Source organism: Anaeromassilibacillus sp. SJQ-1 (genome assembly GCF_046693725.1).
Lineage (GTDB): Bacteria > Bacillota > Clostridia > Oscillospirales > Acutalibacteraceae > Anaeromassilibacillus.
This window is the reverse complement of sequence record NZ_JBKEIV010000041.1, coordinates 54,538-70,852: the sequence shown is the minus strand read 5'-3', so window position 1 is coordinate 70,852 and position 16,315 is coordinate 54,538. Positions and strand designations below refer to the sequence as shown.

The following is a 16,315-nucleotide window of genomic DNA, read 5'->3' as shown; positions in this document are numbered from 1 at the left end:
AATTATTTTGCAAAAGTTGCACCTTCATCTGTCTGCTTTGCATTGACAGTGAAGTTAACATGATACTCTTTGCCCTGATACTCATTGCCGGCATCCTGATCCGGATCAGGCGCCCAGAGCATATGTATTATCCTCTGCCGTTGCGCCAGCCGGGAGAACCAGCTCTTGATCGCCGTTCATCAGAACGTAGCCATTTTCATCCTTTAAGGTATCAAGGCTGATGTCTTCAGCAACAACTTTCCATGCATCTTCAACCTTTTGGAAGAGAACGACATGGAAGTGTGTATTGGTTCCTTTATAATTCTCGGCTGCATAGTAGTTCTCATCTTCTGCATCCGGCGCAGTGTAAGCTTTGCCCAACTCGTTGTTGCATGCCCACTCGCCCACATTCTTGATGCCGCCGTTGCCGTTCGGAACCAGCTTCCGAATATTGTGTTCTGCCGGTGTCGCATCTTCGAAAGAGAGCTTCAGGTTGACAGGCAGAGTGCCCTCATTGCTGATGGCGAACTGCTGTACGTAAACCGGAGTCGGATCATAACCTTCTCCCTCATACGGATTCTCGCCATTCAGAACTGCCGTAGCCTCGTCAACGAAGGTATCCTTTTCCATCGGACGCATGTTCTGGAAGTTCAACTCGGTTGCAACTTCGCCATCCGCATTCTTGATGCTGATGTCCAGCACGCCAGCGGTGAAGTTCGCATTGACCTTCTCTGTGTCGGTGAACCAAGCCATGGTAGCGCCTGCGATGAGGGTAAGAACAACCAGGATTGCTACCCGGACATTGCCAGTTTTCTCTTTGCGCTCATTTTTGTTTCCTCCTATTGAATATATTTGGGTTTATGGACATCTTTATGCAAAGACGTCCGCGCGGCTAAATTCAGGAAACGGTCTGCAAAGCAAAACTCCCTCTACAGTCCCGCTTCCAAACGGCTACATTCCCAATCATGCAAACGGCGTTTTTGTTCCTCTGCCGTTTTCCGCAGACGTTCTTCCTCAAAAACCATCTACGGATTCGCCGTTAAATGGAAATTACTTCCTCTTATGTTCCTCTTCGTTTTTATCTTTCTTTCCTCTACACAATAGGCACAGCACACCGGACCCCACTGCAAGAGAAGCAGAAACAGCCAGTAAAGCTAGCGTCTGAATCCCCGTTTTAGGCTTCCCACCAGTCGATCTCGGCGTTCCCCAGAAGGTTCGCTGGTCGCAGTAACAGCACTCGTATCTCCGGCGCTTTCCACTCCTGTGGTACTGCTCGTCGTAGAAGGTGTCTCCCCCGGAATCATCGGCGTACTCACCGTCCCCTCGCCTGTAGAACTCGACGGAATGGACGAACTGCTATTCCTCCGCCGCCATGGGGCTTATCATGGTCGCCGCCGCCACCGCCACCACTGCTTGTAGACGGCTTTGAAGATGACGAACTGCCACTGGAACTGTCGTCGTCCACTTTAAACTTTAGAGAAAAATTGAAATCAATACAGTGCGGCATCCAGTTAAACGCATTGGGCGCCTGATAAGCAAACGCTAAATGGTCCAAAGCCAGTGCATCATTTTCATTCAAAACGGTTCCGCCAAAGACTTCTTCCGCATTTCTAGTTGCAGCGGAAGCAGGATCTTTTCCATAAAATCGGCAATACTCATCCCATTGGCGGAATCTTTCACTCCATCTATGGGGGAAGTCTCTGCGTCAAAGGTAAAACGCATGCAATTGCTATAGAGATAATGGTATCCCATCGCTAAAAGCTCGGGGTCCGTCTCCAACATCTGATAGTGATTGTTTGGCTTGATAATACCATACAATTTGAACACATCGAAGATTGGGTCGGTTGTATCCGGTGAAAAATGCTCGGATGCATCCTCTGAAAAGCGCTTGAACTCCATCTCCCCGCCTAAGACTTCCAATTTTTGCTGATTGCTCAAATCCTCCAGGGAATCCACGTTGTAATATAACTTAAGATAATCCGCATATGTACGATCTGGGTCCGCAGAAACAGACCTCTCCTGATCATTTGCATCGCGGAATGTAAGCGCCTCTTTCACACGGTCGTTTACCTGTACAGCCTCAACCAACGTGACGTCATAGGAATCCTCTTTTCCAAACAAACGCGCCATCGGTTTGTTGCTTGTCCGGACTGCGGCCACCGCAAAGCGAATATATTGCCCATCAAACCCTTTTACGTCGAACGAATTTGGGTTTGTCTGATAGGCAGTGCCGTACTGCAACAAATATTCATGGTCTTCCGTTCCGTAATCTACAGACTCAAAACCAGTATACTGATCGATATCCACTGGAATCGGTCCGCCAACCTGATAATTATTGACGGTGGTAAAATCGTATCCACCGGATTCCCAGACAAGTTTTTTTCCGCTCTCATTAATCAGCTTTACTTTTACACCTGTATTGCTGCCGGGATGATAATTATCCTCAATCAACACATACGGGGAAGCAATTGGGTCAAAACGGACGGTCGCTACACCATCCTGAATATCTCCTGGCTTGATGGTATAGACATAATAGCCATCCTCCTGTTCGAGAACGCCTTCCTCATCTACATGCCATGCGCCGCTTCCCAGGAATTGCTCTGCCGCTGCCTGTGTCAGATACGCAGAAATTGCACTGAACACAATAGTAAGCGAAAGGAATACGAAAAATGCCCGCTTTTTCATGTATGCCCCTCCTGGTTTCCTGATTCTTTTTTGGGGACCCATCCATTTAGAAGCCTTTGTCCACACTTGGATAGATCTGCTAGATTTATGCTTCAACGCCAAAATCTAACTTTTATTTTGAATGATTATACCACTTTTTCTTTCAAATCTCGTTCTATATAAGAAAAAACTATCGCAAAGTTTTTTTCTGATTTCAGATTATAAAGGTCACATAATTTTGCACTATGTAAGCCATATCTTACCATTAGTATAATCGACATTGTCCTATTTTTCAAGGTATAGATGAAAAAAGTGATTGTTTTTTAGGAATTATATGGAGCATGATTGGTTCCATATAAACACTGGAATTCGAAAAAAGGACCTTCAGGTAAATACACTCCTGAAAATCCTTTCATCTTTCCTGCCAATAATCTCCAACGACGGGTTATCGTCCAAATTCCGCCAACTGCAATCCTTCATTGTGCTCTAAAGCCCAATTGATGCTCCAACTATTGGCAAAAATCAACAGATAATTCCCTTTTAAATCCTGTATCCGCTTGGTATCCGAGGTCAGATTTAACGTTTTGGGGTGCCAGCCCTTCGTTTTCAATCCAGCGAATATGCTCATAGGGAAGCATATCCATATGAATATCCACATTGTATTCATTCTTCAAACGATACTCTAGGACCTCAAACTGAAGGACGCCCACAACTCCAACGATGACTTCCTCCATGCCGCCGCCCAGCTCCTGGAAAATCTGGATTGCGCCCTCCTGTGCGATCTGCGACGTTCCCTTGATGAACTGTTTACGCTTCATAGTATCCACCTGGCGAACCAAAGCGAAATGTTCGGGGGCAAACGTGGGAATGCCTTCAAAGCGGAATTTCTTCCCCGGCATACTGATGGTATCCCCAATGGAAAAAATTCCTGGGTCAAACACGCCGATGATGTCCCCTGCATAGGCTTCATCGACAATCTCACGCTCCTGCGCCATCAATTGCTGCGGCTGAGAAAGCTTCATCCGCTTATCCCCCTGGACATGGAGCACCTCCATGCCCTTTTCAAAGCGTCCGGAACAAATACGCATGAAGGCCACACGGTCGCGATGGGCCTTGTTCATATTGGCCTGAATCTTAAAGACAAAGGCGGAAAAGTCGTCGCCAAATGGATCGATTTCTCCACTGTCGGATTTGCGCGGCAGAGGCGGGGTCGTCATATGCAAGAAATCCTCCAAAAAAGGCTCCACTCCAAAGTTGGTGAGCGCTGAACCAAAGAACACCGGCGATAAACGCCCATGCCGTACGGCTTCGAGGTCAAACTCATAGCCTGCTCCATCCAACAGTTCTACATCATCCACCAAAGTCTGCCGATGCTCCTCGCCAATCAGTTCCGCTAAATTCGGGTCGCTGAGATCTGCTTCTATTGCCGCTACCTGGCGCTGTCCATTGGCCATCTCATCGTTTGCACGGAAGGCAATGATCTCCTTTTTATTTCGATCATAAACACCCTTGAATTCCTTCCCACAGCCAATTGGCCAATTCATCGGATAGGTTTTGATTCCCAGCTCGTACTCAATTTCATCCAAGAGGTCATATGGATTGCGCGCCTCGCGGTCCATCTTATTGATAAAGGTGAAGATGGGAATGTCCCGCAACAAACAAACCTTAAACAATTTACGGGTCTGCGGCTCAACGCCCTTAGCTGCGTCGATCACCATCACCGCAGAATCCGCCGCCATCAGTGTGCGGTATGTGTCCTCAGAGAAATCCTGGTGTCCGGGCGTATCCAAAATATTGATACAATATCCCTCATAATGAAACTGCATAACAGAGGAGGTGACAGAAATTCCCTCTGTTTTTCTATTTCCATCCAGTCAGAAACCGCATGGCGCGCCGCTTTCTTTCCCTTTACCGCACCCGCCATCGCAATTGCCCCGCCATACAACAAAAACTTCTCCGTCAATGTTGTTTTACCGGCGTCCGGGTGCGAAATGATGGCAAATGTCCTTCTTTTCTCGATTTCATTCACATACTTAGACAAGTTTGTTCCCCCACTGCTCAATTTTCATCGGACACGAGCGCTGCGCACTGCTTGAGTTCCAGCGGCAGGCCGTCCGGGTCCATAAAAAAGGTATAAAAATCCCCTGTGTATTCGTCTACGCGGATGGGTTCCACCTCAACCCCACGCTCTTGCAGCTCTGCAACCGCACGGTGAATATTGGCCACCTGGAATGCCAAATGCCGCAACCCACAGGCCTCCGGATGCGTCAAACGCTCCGGGCTGTTTGGGAATGAGAATATCTCAAGCTCACAATCCCCCAGCTTTAGGTCCAGTTTATAGGAATCCCGGTCTTCACGGTAATTTTCCCGGACAATTTCCAATCCTAAAGTGTCCACGTAAAACGCCTTTGACCTTGCATAATCCGAAACAATAATCGCCACATGATGCACTGCATGAAGCAACGAGCCTTCTTCCATCAAACGGCGGACAACCTCCTCATCCGCCGGACAAAAGGGTTCCTGCAACAAATCTGCTGGACGAATCCACTTCATGGCGTGATGCACGTGATTTTCCGGTTCTCCCTCGATGATCTCTGCATTATAAAAAACAAAGGAAAACGGCTCTGTCCCATAGGTATAGGTTTTCTCTGCGTAAACGTCCAGCAGACGGACGGCAATCCCAAGCTCTTCTTTACACTCCCGGATCGCACACTGCTCCATGGTTTCCCCTGCTTCCCGTTTCCCGCCAGGGAATTCCCAAAGAAGGGAACAATTCCCTCCTTCCTTTCGCTGGCAAATCAGGATCTTACCATCCCTGCGCAAAATAGCGGCTGCTACCTCCGTCATGCATGCGCCTCCTTCCAGGCCTCCCATTCGGCTGGACGGAATCCCACCAAAACGAAATCATCCCCCACCAAAATAGGGCGCTTCACCAACATCCCGTTTGTCGCCAGCAGGTCAAACTGCTCTTCCGGCGGCATATCTGGCAACTGATCCTTCAACTGCATCGACTTATACAACAAACCACTGGTGTTGAAAAAGCGCTTTAATGGCAAACCACTGCGCGTTTGCCATTCCTTCAGTTCCTCGGCTGTAGGATTTTGCTCAACAATATGGCGGTCTATATAAGGCACACCATTTTCTTCCAACCACTTCTTCGCCTTCTGGCAGGTGGTGCACTTCGGATATTCTACAAATAAATATGCCATGTTGTTCACTCCCATGTTTTCCAAATCTCAGGGCAATAGCCCACCGTTGCTTGTCTTCCATTGCGGACGATCGGTGTCCGAAAAAGCGCTGGGGTCTCCAATAATTTTTCTACTTTTGCATCCTCGCTGGCAAGATACCGAACGAGGAGCGCCCCTTCCGCCCCTTGATCCACCAACTGTTCCAAACCGCCCACTGCTGCTCGGATACTGGACAGTTCCCCCTTACTCATCCCAAAGCGCGGCAGATCCACCAGTTGATACTTGATCTTTCGTTCTTTAAAATACCGTTCCGCTTTTTTCGTATCAAAACACTTCTTCTTTCCAAAAATCTGTATGTTCACATGATCCCCCCGCTTTAATCCGCGATTTAGATACAATTACCAAACGGGTATAGTTTACCCCGATCTGGAGAATAAAGTCAATACAGCGGCCGCAGGAAAAGCCAACTTGTTGCAAAAAATTCCCATATATGCTGCACAGGCCCTTAAAAAGGCTCTTTTACAGCGTTTTCCCGGGTTCCAACTTCCCTATTCAACCGATGCCCATACGGTTTTGACCGTTCGCACATGGATTCCACCGAACCCTTGTGTATTTTTTGCGCAACAATAGCCAAAATAAGCAATGCCGGGGAAATGAAAAAAGCCGCCGATGGCAGCCACGGAATCCGGCGGAAAGGAGCCTCGCTATGATGAACGATTCGAAAAACAAGCAGGTGGAACCAATGAATTTAGAGGATGACTTTTTCGATCTGGATACAGTCGCCTGTGCTACCGAATGTACCGGCCTGATCCCGACACCGCCGGCCTCGGACGAGGAGGCTGAATCCTATACAGAAATCTACGCCATTCCTCAGCCGGAAAACCGGCATCCCGATGGATTGCAACAGAAAGAAGGCAATAGCCGCACGCACTGATGCATAAGCCAAGGTCCTCCAAAACAGGTTCTTATTTTCTCATCCGAAACGGGCACGCCGGTATACAGAAGCAGTTGCTTCCATGCATACCGGCGTACCCGCTTTTTATTTGCGTACCCATATCTTTTGCAGGCTCATCAACAACTCCTTCGCATTGAGCAATATCATCAAAACAGTCAGTCCAATCTCTATAAAAATCCAATTGGGAAATTCAAAGATCATCACCAGGCTCTGAATCAGCAAAAGGACGGTATTCACCGCCAGGCGCAGGCCGCTGTAGTGCATGCGGACAAAACGCCGGGTATCCACCGCACGAAAGAGAAACACCACAAAATAACTGATAAAAGTCGCAAACGCTGCGCCATTGACACCAAACCGTGGGATAAAGAGGAAATTCAAAACGATATTGGTCAACGCCCCCACTGTCGTCGTCGCCAGGGAAAGCATGCTCTTTTTTTCCACCATATAGATGCTTCCGAGGAAGTTGACAATACAGGTGAATACGGTCGCCATGACCAAAAACGGGATATACTGCCACGAAGCGTAGAAAGCTTCCGAGACCAAGAGCTTTGTAATCACCTTGCTGAACAGGATAATTCCCGAACCAGTAATAAATAGCAGGGAACAATAAGAACGAAAAACCCTTGTAAAAAAACGTCCGCGCCCCTCTTGCTCTGTCACAGCAGACATCTGCCAAGCATCCATAAAAATCCCGGAAACAAGCACCACGATTGAGGGGACCTTATAGGCCACCGCATACAGTCCATTGGCGTTATTTCCCAGCAGATAGGAGACAATATAGCGGTCGGAGACATTTGTAATCCACCAGAGCACATTGTTTGGAATCAACGGCACGGCATATTTCAACATGGCCTTCGAAACGGAACGGCGCAAGCCGTGAATCCGTACAAAATGCCAGAGTTCCGCATTAAATCCTAAAAACAGCACCGACAGTGTATCCGAGCATACAATGGCCAATACATAGCCAAAGACTCCCCAATTCAAAACGACTAAAAATAAGACGTTAAACAAAATCGTCGTTATGGTACTGACGATGCCGTCCACCGCATAGAGCCGCACCTGGCCCCGTGCGCGCACAAATTGGGAGCAAAGGGACCGCAAGCTGGACATCAACACAAACGCATAGATTAAAGCCGTGTATCCCGATAGGAAGTCCAAGAGATCCAGTAGAGGATACAACAGGAGCATGATACAGAAACCGGTCAGGATTGTAGCCAAACCTGTGGTGAATACGTCGCTCTTTCGGACGTGCCGCTCCAAGCCAAACCGGATCACCGCGTTGACAATCCCCAGGGATGCCAACGGAAGCAATAGATTTCCCGTCTGGACAATCAGATCTGTAATGCCATATTCCGCGTCCGAGAGGACGCGCGTATAAAGCGGCATCAATAGAAAAACCAGCACCTTCGAGCTGAAGGTGCCGATTGCAAAGATCACGGTATTGGAGATCAATTTTTTATATTTATCCAATGTGCGTCCTCCAAAATTCCGGATTCCGTATCCTTGACTGTATATGCTGTTTTTTTGAATCAGAGCTTCTCCAACTCTGTCACAAAACGAGTATGGTTGGCCTTATCATAAAACGAATTTCGCCACAGCTGGCGCGCATTGCTGCGCAAAGCGGTCTTTTTAGCCGCAGTTGCATCCGCATAGGCCGCAATCGCCGCCGCAATTTCTGCCGCAGTCGGATTGGCCCCCAGAAGGAAACCAGTTCCCTCATGGATCATCTCTGGAATTCCTCCGACATCCGTTCCAACAGCAGGCACGCCAAACGAAAAGGCCTCCATAATGGATACCGGGGTCCTCCTTCTGTCTCCGATGCCGTAAGAAATAGGTCGATATGTGTGGATTTGTAATAATCCACAATCGTTTCATTGGGCACCGATCCCAAAAATGCATAGGAAACTTCTGGATTCCCCCCAGCTTTTCTTCTGCGAGCTGATGAATATACTCTTCCTGAGGGCCTCCGCCCGCATGTACCCACCGGAGTTTCCGTCCGTGAAGCAGGGAAAGCGCTTCCACCAGCAGGTCCAGGCGCTTGATTGGAATCACATTGGAACAGGAGAACAGGCTGATGGTATCCCCTTTTGCCGGTGGGTTCAAGCCGTTGTCCGGAACACCAAGATAGGCCATCTTGTAATGATCATTCTTTTGGGTCGCAAAATGCTTTAGATAATATGCCCGCGCTTGGCGGGAAACAAAAAACACTGCGTCCAGATGCCGGTCCATGAAATATTTATACGGCTGAACGCCCGCCGGAGAACGCTCATTATAGAGATCATAGCCGTGTGTACGGGTGATGATGCGCATCCTCGGGTGGCGCTGCTTCTCCAAAGCCAAAGCCAAAGCACCGTAATTATACCAGTAGGAATAATAAATGGTATGTTCGATCTGGTCGAAAAAGCCCTCGCTCCGCAGATATTTTTGAAACAGGTGGGCGGAAAGACGAAAATTGCGCACCTCAGCTTCTCTAGCACGCAATGAGCCCTTCGCATGCTCTTTTCCAAACACACTGCGATAATAATTTCGATCCAACAGGCAACCAAATAGATTGCGGAGCTTTTCCCTGTTGTGGCATTCCTATGGTAATGGTACAGCTTTACCCCCGCAGGAAGCGAATACTCTGGTTCCTGCACAGGGCTTTTACAGATAATTGTCACCTCAAAATGCTGGCATGTCACCGCAAGTTCCGGCTGTATAAAGGGCAATTCCCCCCTAGTATACGGGTAATGGTCGGTGATTAAAATGAGTCGTTTCATAGCGACGCTCCTGTTTATACACATTCGGGCAAACCTTCAGGCTCACGAATCTTTTTCTCAAAGAGCGGAGCCTGCACCAGCCAGTATACCAAGGCAATGCTGTAAGCAAACGGCGGGTAAGAGGAAGCCAACAACGACGTTACCAAGTAGCCGGGCATCAGCAAAACCGGGAAGATCGCATATGGGTCCCCTTTCCTGCGGCGCAAATAGTACAGCAGTGCCCGGAACCCGGACGCCACATTGATTGCAAAATAGAACAGAGCCGTAAAAATTCCGCTGTCATATAAAATTTGGATTATGCAGTTGTGTGCGGTGGCTGCAACGCCGTAATCGTGTACATAGATCTTACCGCGCTCATGGCCGAGAGGTTCTACACGATCCGCAAATGCTTTCCAGATCAACGTACGGTGTGTAGTCACCTGGTCTGCGGTCTTTCCCTCCGTGTCCAAACGATCCATCGCCGCATTGATCGCGTCATCCAGCTTTGTCCCCTGCAGGCGGGGATCCAGATACGCATACTCCTCTGGCAACAAGTCATTGACCGCCGCATAGTAATACACCGCATACGTACCGCCCTTGACCAACCAAAACGTACCAGGAACACAGATTACCACTGCCAAAAGCATGGGTAGGATCTGTTTTATCGCGCGCAGAGCAATGGCTTTGATCCCTTCGCCCCAGTGTGCCACGATATAATTCAAAACAAACCAAAGCGCAAAAGAAATGGCCGCTGCCAAAAGCGCAGTCCGCGAACGGCTGAATACAATCAATGCAACAGAAGTCCCAAGCCCCAACAGGGATGGGAGCAACCCCTTATGAGCGCGGCAGGCGAAAGCGGCATACCGGAACAGAGAACCAGGATGGCGCCACTCCGGGCGCACCGGAGAAGCTGTGCGGGGCTTTTGCTCCCACTTACGCCAAGCAAGCGTATAGTTCATCATAAAGAGCGGAATGGTACAGGTGAGGTACTGTCCCAATGAGTTCGCATTCGTGAATAAAGCGCGATACTGGCCGCCCGTGATCGGGCTGAATAAGACACTCAACACAAAAAAGACCAGATTGAAGCTCACCAACCCTTTGGTCACCAGACGGAACAAGGTGCCGTACGTCCCCACGGTTGTTCCAGATAAAATAAACGCACGGAAACACCAATGTAAAAATAATGGAAATTGCTGCCCAGTAGAGACGTATAGATTGCGGATACAATAAAAAAGATACACATGCCCGCCCAAAGCAACGTCATCATGGCATTGCACCGTTTCCGCTGCAAGGGCCCTTGAATCGAGCAAATCGCTACAACGGCCATCAGTACGCAACCAAGCAAGTCAAAGAAAACATATTTAATGACCGAAGGCAGCGGAAGATGCTGCAAAATCAAGCTTGTGATATTGGTATGCTCCAAGTAGATGATGACCATGATCCCGAAAAACGACGCACTGATCAAAAAATTCTTCAGGCGTTCGCTCATAACCCGCGCCAAGCCAACAAAAGGCTTGAGCACGACCAAGAAAATGGTCTGCATCAAATCGGCAAGCAGATCCGCGATCCGTTCCAGCAGATTGCCAGATTTCTCCGTATATCCGTTCATTCCGTATCCTCCAAACCGAAATTGTCGATTCCCGTATTTTCCACAACATTCAACCGATTCATTCCAATTGTTAAGGAAATATAAAGAATATTATATACCATCCATTTCTTTTCTGTCAACGCGACAGGGGCGCATCCCCCGGAAACTCCAAAAAAGGCTTTTCTCCCTTTCCCCATTGGGCGATACCCCCTTTTGATCATTCTTTTTTCGCGTTTTCGCCAAACAGGGAGCCTTACGCCTCTTCAAAGGCCGCAGGCGTTACGTACACCGTATTGTATTTGATGTAAATCACCATTCCCGGTTTCGCGCCGGAAGGTTTATTCACATTGCGCACTTGGGTATAATCGACGGGAACCTGGGAAGATTCACGCGCCCGGCTGTGCGCCGCAGCCAGCATTGCCGCTTCACGGATAGCCGTCTCCGTCAGTTCCCGCCCGTCTGTCACCAGAATGGTATGGGAGCCGGGGATATTTTTCGTGTGAAACCAAATATCATTGTTGTTCGCCTGCTTAAGCGTCAGGCGGTCGTTCTGCCGGTTATTCCGTCCCCACCAGGATGCGGAAACCATCGCTGGAGGTAAATTCCAACGGAGCGGCGGCGGCGACAGGCTTCTGTTTTCCCCTCTGTGCGCGGATATATCCCTGTTCCACAAGTTCCTGCCGGATCTCCAGAGATCCCGCTCGACCTTTGCACGGCTCAATTCCTCAAATACCGTATCCAAATATTCCAGTTCCTGTTGGGCCTGGTGGATTTGCTCGGTGAGTTTTTCTTCCGCTGTCCGCGCCTTTCGATAATCCTTATAATACTTCTGTGCATTCTGCGAAGGCGTCTTTGCAGGATCTGATTTGATTTTGACCAGCGGCGCATCCGCCTCATAAAAATTTTGCAGGGATACCGAAGTACTCCCCTTTCAATTTGATAGAGGTTGGCGCTGATTAAATCACCACAAATACGCAATTGGTCGCGCTCTGCACATTTTTCCAATTCGGCACGCTGAATATTGATCTTTCGGCTCAGACGGTCTGACGCGTTGGAAAGTACTCGAAGCAGATCCTGCGAACGGGCACGCATCCGCTCGATGCGGTCTCGCCCCTCATAAAAAGCGTCCAAAAGGTCCGAAAAAGTCTCTTGCCGCGTGACTATAGCCGCTGTTCCATATTGTGTGATATTCATAAAGGAGAAATCCATCGGCTTTTTCGCCACACTGACCGCCATGTGGGGCGCTCCCTCTATCCCGCGTACTGTCTGAATCAACCGGTCTAGAAAGAAACGCAGACGTCCCCAGTGTTCCTCTGTCATCTCCTGCGTATACAGGTCTGTTCCACGGCCGGTCAAATGCTGTATTTCCCGGCAGACAACCGGTGAGACCCCCTGTACATTGGCGAGCAGTGCTTTAGCGAGCTCTGTGTCTGCAGGCAATGCGCGCAAGCGTGCCAATAGCGCTTCCGAATCCGTTTCAAGCATACAGAGCTTCTTTTGCGGTGGTGGCAACTGATAACTTAAACCAGGCAGAACCAGGCGTTCAGAGGACATCTCAGCGTCCACACGCTTGAGCGCATCCACGATTTTCCCATTTTCATCCACTAGAATCAGGTTGCTGTAGCGGCCCATAATTTCCACCGCCAGAGTCAAACGCACCTCATCGCCAAGCTCATTGATCGCATCAAAATCCAAAAGCAATAGGCGTTCCAATCCTGGTTGCCGCACCGCGGCAAGCTTGGCGCCGGACAACCTCTTTCGCAACAACATGCACAACATCGGCGGGACTTTCGGGTTTTCCGGTACGAACCGGGTAAAATGAATGCGCGCGCTGTTCGCACGTGCAGACAATAAGAGTTTATAATGATCGGTCCGTCTGTCGCAGCGTAAAGACCATCTCTTCCCGATTGGGCTGTGCGATTTTCTCGACGCGGGCTCCCAAAGCCAATCCTTCGATTTCTTTTTTGATATGCTCCAAAATGCTGCCATCCAGAGCCATTGGTATCCGTCCTTTCCACCGAGGCATCTTCAGTGCCCCAGCCAGAGGTTTAGAGGGATTTTGCACGGCTGCGCGGCTTGTACCGGATTTCTCGGCCATCTTTACCTCCGGAAAACGGGCCTGGAATCGTTCCATCAGCGGAACGATCACCGCATCTTCCGTATGAGAAACGGCCTGCATCTACCAGCGTAATCCCCATATCCTCCGCATCGAGAAGTTGGTTCTGTTTGGTATCCGCAGTCACCATCGCCTGCGCTCGCCTGTTGTGCGGCGTCCATGGTAAGATCTGCGCCGGCGCCCCCACACAGGCCCACCGTTGTAATGGTCTTTCCACCATCCGCATATTTCAAGCCATCACATCCCAATACCTCTTTGACAAATCCGGCAAACTCCTTTGGGGTATACGGATGATCGGTTTCGCCGATCAGCCCTCTCCGGCAAACCGCTGTGTTCATATTCTTTAAGCATACGCACCTGTTTCAGCTGCAACCGTTCAGCCAGGCATGTATTCACTCCGCCCTGCGCCATATCCAGATTGGTGCTGGGCACAGATCGCGGCGACCCCATATTGCGCCAACGGATAGCGGCGCAGGAACCCGGCAAAAGGCTCTCTCAATGGATGAAAAATGACCGGATGATGGCTGACGACCAACTGCGCGCCCATCTCTGCCGCCTCACGCACCACCTGCGGCGTAATATCCAGTGCAAACAGGGCCGAATGGACCTCTGTGCCGCGGTCTCCCACGAGCAGGCCCGGATTGTCAAACCCCATCGCGGTATGAAATGGGGCAAATGCGTCAATCAAATCATAAAACTCTCCAACCGTTGCCATAACCAATCCCTCTTTCAATTGTCTCTTTCGCAAAGCTGCTGTAGACACTCATAAATTGCCTGAAGGGCCGTTGCCTCCTCACTATGTCCAGAAATCCGCATCCCCTGTGCTTTTTTGAAAAGCCGGACAGCACATTTGGATATGTAGGCGCGGCTTTCCGCAGTAGAGCCATCCAGTTTGCCAATATAGGGATACAGTTCTCCCCCGCCCGCCTGTGCAGGAGCGTACATCACCTGCATAACCGAGTAGATATGTCCATCCTCTTCCGTGGCTTCTTCGCGTAGAATCGAAAAGCCTTCCCTTGCCAAAAAACGGCGTAGCTCTTCCGCAGAGGTCATCGGCTGCAAAATGAGCCGCTTATGTTCCTGCTTAAGCCAAGGGGCTGCTCCGATCAGGCGGATAATCAGCTCCCCTCCCATCCCTGCCATCACGATGTCATCTGCTTCGTTTGGAAAGACCGCATCCAGCCCATCCGAAAGACGGGCGGAAACCTGTTCTTCCACATGATAGCGGCGAATATTCCGTTCTGCGGACCGCAAAGGCGAAAGCTTGACATCCGCAGCAATTGCATTGGAAATCCGGCCCTTCCGCACCAGCCAGATGGGCAGGTAAGCATGGTCGGTTCCAATATCCACCAGCTTTGTTCCCTCTCGAACCATAGATGCACACAGAGAAAGCCGGTTTCCCAGGGTAAACAACGGATGCGGCATACAACAGCCTCCTTTTCTCCAAATATGGAACCGCCGCCCGCCAAACATGTTGACGGGCGGCGTGTAAACCGATCCGAACTTATTTGCCCTGCATATGGGCGTTGAGCTTTTTCACCATTTCTTCCGGGTCCACGCCGTGCACCATACAGGCCTGTTCCAGTGTCTCCCCACGGGAAGCCGGGCAACCCAAGCAATGCATCCCCATTTCCATAAAGAAGGGAGCGGTCGTCTTGTCCATATCCAGAATATCGCCAATAATGGTATCCTTTGTAACAGCAGCCATGTTGTTTCCTCCTATACTCTGTGTTGCGCTTCTATGAAAAGCAAAATTTGTGTTTTTATTATAATACCCCACCGAAAGGATTGCAATACGAAGATTTGACACATTCCCACAGAAACAAAACGCCCCGGATTCCTCCGAGGCGTCTCAGTTACAAATTGAAAAAATTTATATCTTATTCTTCCCTCATCTTTGCAAAGCACTCGCTGCAATATACAGGACGGTCTTCACGGGGCTTAAAGGGAACTCTTGCTTCCTTGCCACAGCTCGCGCAGATGGCGGTGAACATTTCGCGCTCAGGCTTTGCAGCATTCTTGCGCGCATCGCGGCAGGCCTTGCATCTCTGGGGCTCGTTTACGAAACCCTTGGAAGCATAGAATTCCTGTTCGCCGGCGGTGAAAACAAATTCAGCGCCACATTCTTTGCAGATGAGAGTCTTGTCTTCGTACATTTGATATACCTCGCTTCAGATTATAGATATTTGCCCTTGCCGGATTTGCACCGCGCCTTTGCCATAAAACAACGCTCCTCTTGAGCTGGGCATATGAATGGGACTAAAACGGTTCCTTGAGCTTGCGGCGCACACGTTGCAGGGCGTTATCTGCAGCCTTCGAGGTAATACAAAGGGAATCGGCGATCTCCTTGTAACTATAACCGCCCAAATAAAGCATAAGCACCTGGCGTTCCATTTTAGACAAACCACGGCTGATGAATCGTTTGAGGAGAAGCAGATCCTCCTCTTCCACCAGCATTTTTTCGGGGTTGGCCTCTTCCCCGGCAAACACGCCACAGGAAGCACCTTCCTCACTGAGCGGAACAAAATTGTTTAACGGAAAGTTTTTCCGGCCGGCCGCCCACCGGTATGCCATAATAATGCGATTCGTAATGCAGACACCCGCATACGTACGGAAGCTTGCACCGCCGTCCTCCCGATAATTGCGCACCGCATCCAACAACCCCAAAAGTCCTTCCTGGCATAGGTCATCCGCTTCCAGCATAGTGCCGTGAAACGGTGCAGCCTTTGCCCGGATGAGCGTCATGTAACGGGACGTCAATTCCAAAAATGCATCCGGGTCTCCCTCTCTCACAAGTGTGGCCAACTGTTGATCCGAATAAGATTCCATACGGTTGTTTTGGATTTCTGTGGCCAAACATAACACCTCATGAGACTCACATTCCTTATGACTTTCTATATCATACTGCATTCTCTCTATAAAGTCAACAAATATTTGTCCTTCTAAAAAAATATATTTGTTTTATTTCGTCAATGTGAAAGGCAAGAGTCTTTTCACAAAAGCCTTGAATGGTTTTTCACAAAGACTTTTCCGGTTTCCCCTATTTCTTTGGTTGCTTTACAGATGCAGGCGCTTTATGTTAAGATG

General features: G+C 49.4%; 20 protein-coding genes and 4 pseudogenes. 1 reads left to right on the top strand and 23 read right to left on the bottom strand.

What is annotated here, in order from left to right:
* Window positions 1–105 precede the first annotated feature (105 nt).
* The 9 genes and pseudogenes from ACGCCZ_RS11320 to ACGCCZ_RS11280 all read right to left on the bottom strand — a co-directional run bounded on the left by ACGCCZ_RS11320 (window position 106) and on the right by ACGCCZ_RS11280 (window position 6,193).
* Window positions 106–822 (bottom strand): TasA family protein, encoded by a 717-nt coding sequence (locus tag ACGCCZ_RS11320; protein ID WP_411656076.1) that lies wholly within the window; start codon window positions 820–822, stop codon window positions 106–108.
* Between the two features lie 311 nt (window positions 823–1,133).
* Entirely contained in the window at window positions 1,134–1,295 is a 162-nt protein-coding gene (locus ACGCCZ_RS11315; protein WP_411656072.1) for a hypothetical protein, read from the bottom strand.
* Window positions 1,292–1,558: a hypothetical protein gene (locus ACGCCZ_RS11310; RefSeq protein WP_411656071.1), complete on the bottom strand. Its 267-nt coding sequence runs from the start codon at window positions 1,556–1,558 to the stop codon at window positions 1,292–1,294. The genes ACGCCZ_RS11315 and ACGCCZ_RS11310 overlap by 4 nt, the downstream gene beginning before the upstream one ends.
* The gene (locus tag ACGCCZ_RS11305; RefSeq protein WP_411656070.1) at window positions 1,555–2,664 is read right to left on the bottom strand and encodes a hypothetical protein; all 1,110 of its coding nucleotides are present in this window, start codon (window positions 2,662–2,664) and stop codon (window positions 1,555–1,557) included. Before ACGCCZ_RS11305 ends, ACGCCZ_RS11310 begins: the two co-directional genes overlap by 4 nt.
* A 424-nt stretch (window positions 2,665–3,088) precedes the next feature.
* Window positions 3,089–4,684: pseudogene (locus tag ACGCCZ_RS11300) on the bottom strand (peptide chain release factor 3).
* Between the two features lie 17 nt (window positions 4,685–4,701).
* Window positions 4,702–5,121, bottom strand: coding sequence for a VOC family protein (locus ACGCCZ_RS11295; protein WP_054323929.1), 420 nt, complete (start codon window positions 5,119–5,121; stop codon window positions 4,702–4,704).
* A gap of 12 nt (window positions 5,122–5,133) precedes the next feature.
* A pseudogene (locus tag ACGCCZ_RS11290) lies at window positions 5,134–5,490 on the bottom strand ((deoxy)nucleoside triphosphate pyrophosphohydrolase); the annotation flags it as partial.
* Window positions 5,487–5,852, bottom strand: a complete 366-nt coding sequence (locus ACGCCZ_RS11285) for an arsenate reductase family protein (protein WP_054323886.1) — start codon at window positions 5,850–5,852, stop codon at window positions 5,487–5,489. The pseudogene ACGCCZ_RS11290 and the gene ACGCCZ_RS11285, both read right to left, overlap by 4 nt.
* Window positions 5,853–5,857: 5 nt before the next feature.
* Window positions 5,858–6,193, bottom strand: a complete 336-nt coding sequence (locus ACGCCZ_RS11280) for an arsenate reductase family protein (protein ID WP_143255220.1) — start codon at window positions 6,191–6,193, stop codon at window positions 5,858–5,860.
* 347 nt (window positions 6,194–6,540) lie between these two features.
* On the opposite strand from ACGCCZ_RS11280, the gene ACGCCZ_RS11275 reads away from it, so the two are divergent.
* Window positions 6,541–6,765: a hypothetical protein gene (locus ACGCCZ_RS11275; RefSeq protein WP_085534484.1), complete on the top strand. Its 225-nt coding sequence runs from the start codon at window positions 6,541–6,543 to the stop codon at window positions 6,763–6,765.
* Between the two features lie 105 nt (window positions 6,766–6,870).
* On the opposite strand, the gene ACGCCZ_RS11270 is transcribed toward ACGCCZ_RS11275, so the two are convergent.
* The 14 genes and pseudogenes from ACGCCZ_RS11270 to ACGCCZ_RS11205 all read right to left on the bottom strand — a co-directional run bounded on the left by ACGCCZ_RS11270 (window position 6,871) and on the right by ACGCCZ_RS11205 (window position 16,084).
* Window positions 6,871–8,256 carry a polysaccharide biosynthesis C-terminal domain-containing protein gene (locus ACGCCZ_RS11270; RefSeq protein WP_411656069.1) on the bottom strand — a complete coding sequence of 462 codons (1,386 nt, stop codon included), beginning with the start codon at window positions 8,254–8,256 and terminating at the stop codon, window positions 6,871–6,873.
* 59 nt (window positions 8,257–8,315) lie between these two features.
* On the bottom strand, window positions 8,316–8,573 hold the full coding sequence (locus ACGCCZ_RS11265) for a glycosyltransferase (RefSeq protein ID WP_411656068.1): 258 nt from the start codon (window positions 8,571–8,573) through the stop codon (window positions 8,316–8,318).
* Entirely contained in the window at window positions 8,503–9,321 is an 819-nt protein-coding gene (locus ACGCCZ_RS11260; RefSeq protein ID WP_411656067.1) for a hypothetical protein, read from the bottom strand. Before ACGCCZ_RS11260 ends, ACGCCZ_RS11265 begins: the two co-directional genes overlap by 71 nt.
* 238 nt (window positions 9,322–9,559) lie before the next feature.
* A complete protein-coding gene (locus ACGCCZ_RS11255) occupies window positions 9,560–10,642 on the bottom strand; it encodes an O-antigen ligase family protein (protein WP_411656066.1) in 1,083 nt (360 codons plus the stop codon).
* Window positions 10,627–11,133 (bottom strand): hypothetical protein, encoded by a 507-nt coding sequence (locus ACGCCZ_RS11250; protein WP_411656065.1) that lies wholly within the window; start codon window positions 11,131–11,133, stop codon window positions 10,627–10,629. The genes ACGCCZ_RS11255 and ACGCCZ_RS11250 overlap by 16 nt, the downstream gene beginning before the upstream one ends.
* A 232-nt stretch (window positions 11,134–11,365) precedes the next feature.
* Window positions 11,366–11,701: an NFACT RNA binding domain-containing protein gene (locus tag ACGCCZ_RS11245; RefSeq protein ID WP_411656075.1), complete on the bottom strand. Its 336-nt coding sequence runs from the start codon at window positions 11,699–11,701 to the stop codon at window positions 11,366–11,368.
* 162 nt (window positions 11,702–11,863) lie between these two features.
* Window positions 11,864–12,963 (bottom strand): annotated as a pseudogene (locus tag ACGCCZ_RS11240) (Rqc2 family fibronectin-binding protein); the annotation flags it as partial.
* A 7-nt stretch (window positions 12,964–12,970) separates the two neighbouring features.
* Window positions 12,971–13,291, bottom strand: a complete 321-nt coding sequence (locus ACGCCZ_RS11235; protein ID WP_411656064.1) for a hypothetical protein — start codon at window positions 13,289–13,291, stop codon at window positions 12,971–12,973.
* A pseudogene (locus tag ACGCCZ_RS11230) lies at window positions 13,258–13,639 on the bottom strand (Nif3-like dinuclear metal center hexameric protein). The gene ACGCCZ_RS11235 and the pseudogene ACGCCZ_RS11230 overlap by 34 nt, the downstream one beginning before the upstream one ends.
* Complete coding sequence (locus ACGCCZ_RS11225; RefSeq protein ID WP_411656063.1) at window positions 13,605–13,943, bottom strand: Nif3-like dinuclear metal center hexameric protein; 339 nt, start codon at window positions 13,941–13,943, stop codon at window positions 13,605–13,607. The pseudogene ACGCCZ_RS11230 and the gene ACGCCZ_RS11225 overlap by 35 nt, the downstream one beginning before the upstream one ends.
* A gap of 14 nt (window positions 13,944–13,957) precedes the next feature.
* Window positions 13,958–14,653 carry a class I SAM-dependent methyltransferase gene (locus ACGCCZ_RS11220; protein WP_054323895.1) on the bottom strand — a complete coding sequence of 232 codons (696 nt, stop codon included), beginning with the start codon at window positions 14,651–14,653 and terminating at the stop codon, window positions 13,958–13,960.
* 79 nt (window positions 14,654–14,732) lie between these two features.
* Entirely contained in the window at window positions 14,733–14,936 is a 204-nt protein-coding gene (locus ACGCCZ_RS11215) for a DUF1858 domain-containing protein (RefSeq protein ID WP_054323896.1), read from the bottom strand.
* Between the two features lie 172 nt (window positions 14,937–15,108).
* Entirely contained in the window at window positions 15,109–15,384 is a 276-nt protein-coding gene (locus ACGCCZ_RS11210; protein ID WP_054323897.1) for a zinc-ribbon domain containing protein, read from the bottom strand.
* A 103-nt stretch (window positions 15,385–15,487) separates the two neighbouring features.
* Window positions 15,488–16,084 (bottom strand): sigma-70 family RNA polymerase sigma factor, encoded by a 597-nt coding sequence (locus ACGCCZ_RS11205; protein WP_242967217.1) that lies wholly within the window; start codon window positions 16,082–16,084, stop codon window positions 15,488–15,490.
* Window positions 16,085–16,315 lie beyond the last annotated feature (231 nt).

What these genes read in the sequence shown, in the direction of transcription:
- ACGCCZ_RS11305 (WP_411656070.1), bottom strand. Translation starts at nt 2,664, where the DNA reads ATGAAAAAGCGGGCATTTTTCGTATTCCTTTCGCTTACTATTGTGTTC.
- ACGCCZ_RS11295 (WP_054323929.1), bottom strand. Translation starts at nt 5,121, where the DNA reads ATGGAAGAAGGCTCGTTGCTTCATGCAGTGCATCATGTGGCGATTATT.
- ACGCCZ_RS11285 (WP_054323886.1), bottom strand. Translation starts at nt 5,852, where the DNA reads ATGGCATATTTATTTGTAGAATATCCGAAGTGCACCACCTGCCAGAAG.
- ACGCCZ_RS11275 (WP_085534484.1), top strand. Translation starts at nt 6,541, where the DNA reads ATGAACGATTCGAAAAACAAGCAGGTGGAACCAATGAATTTAGAGGAT.
- ACGCCZ_RS11265 (WP_411656068.1), bottom strand. Translation starts at nt 8,573, where the DNA reads ATGGAGGCCTTTTCGTTTGGCGTGCCTGCTGTTGGAACGGATGTCGGA.
- ACGCCZ_RS11250 (WP_411656065.1), bottom strand. Translation starts at nt 11,133, where the DNA reads ATGAACGGATATACGGAGAAATCTGGCAATCTGCTGGAACGGATCGCG.
- ACGCCZ_RS11245 (WP_411656075.1), bottom strand. Translation starts at nt 11,701, where the DNA reads ATGGTTTCCGCATCCTGGTGGGGACGGAATAACCGGCAGAACGACCGC.
- ACGCCZ_RS11235 (WP_411656064.1), bottom strand. Translation starts at nt 13,291, where the DNA reads ATGCAGGCCGTTTCTCATACGGAAGATGCGGTGATCGTTCCGCTGATG.
- ACGCCZ_RS11225 (WP_411656063.1), bottom strand. Translation starts at nt 13,943, where the DNA reads ATGGCAACGGTTGGAGAGTTTTATGATTTGATTGACGCATTTGCCCCA.
- ACGCCZ_RS11220 (WP_054323895.1), bottom strand. Translation starts at nt 14,653, where the DNA reads ATGCCGCATCCGTTGTTTACCCTGGGAAACCGGCTTTCTCTGTGTGCA.
- ACGCCZ_RS11215 (WP_054323896.1), bottom strand. Translation starts at nt 14,936, where the DNA reads ATGGCTGCTGTTACAAAGGATACCATTATTGGCGATATTCTGGATATG.
- ACGCCZ_RS11210 (WP_054323897.1), bottom strand. Translation starts at nt 15,384, where the DNA reads ATGTACGAAGACAAGACTCTCATCTGCAAAGAATGTGGCGCTGAATTT.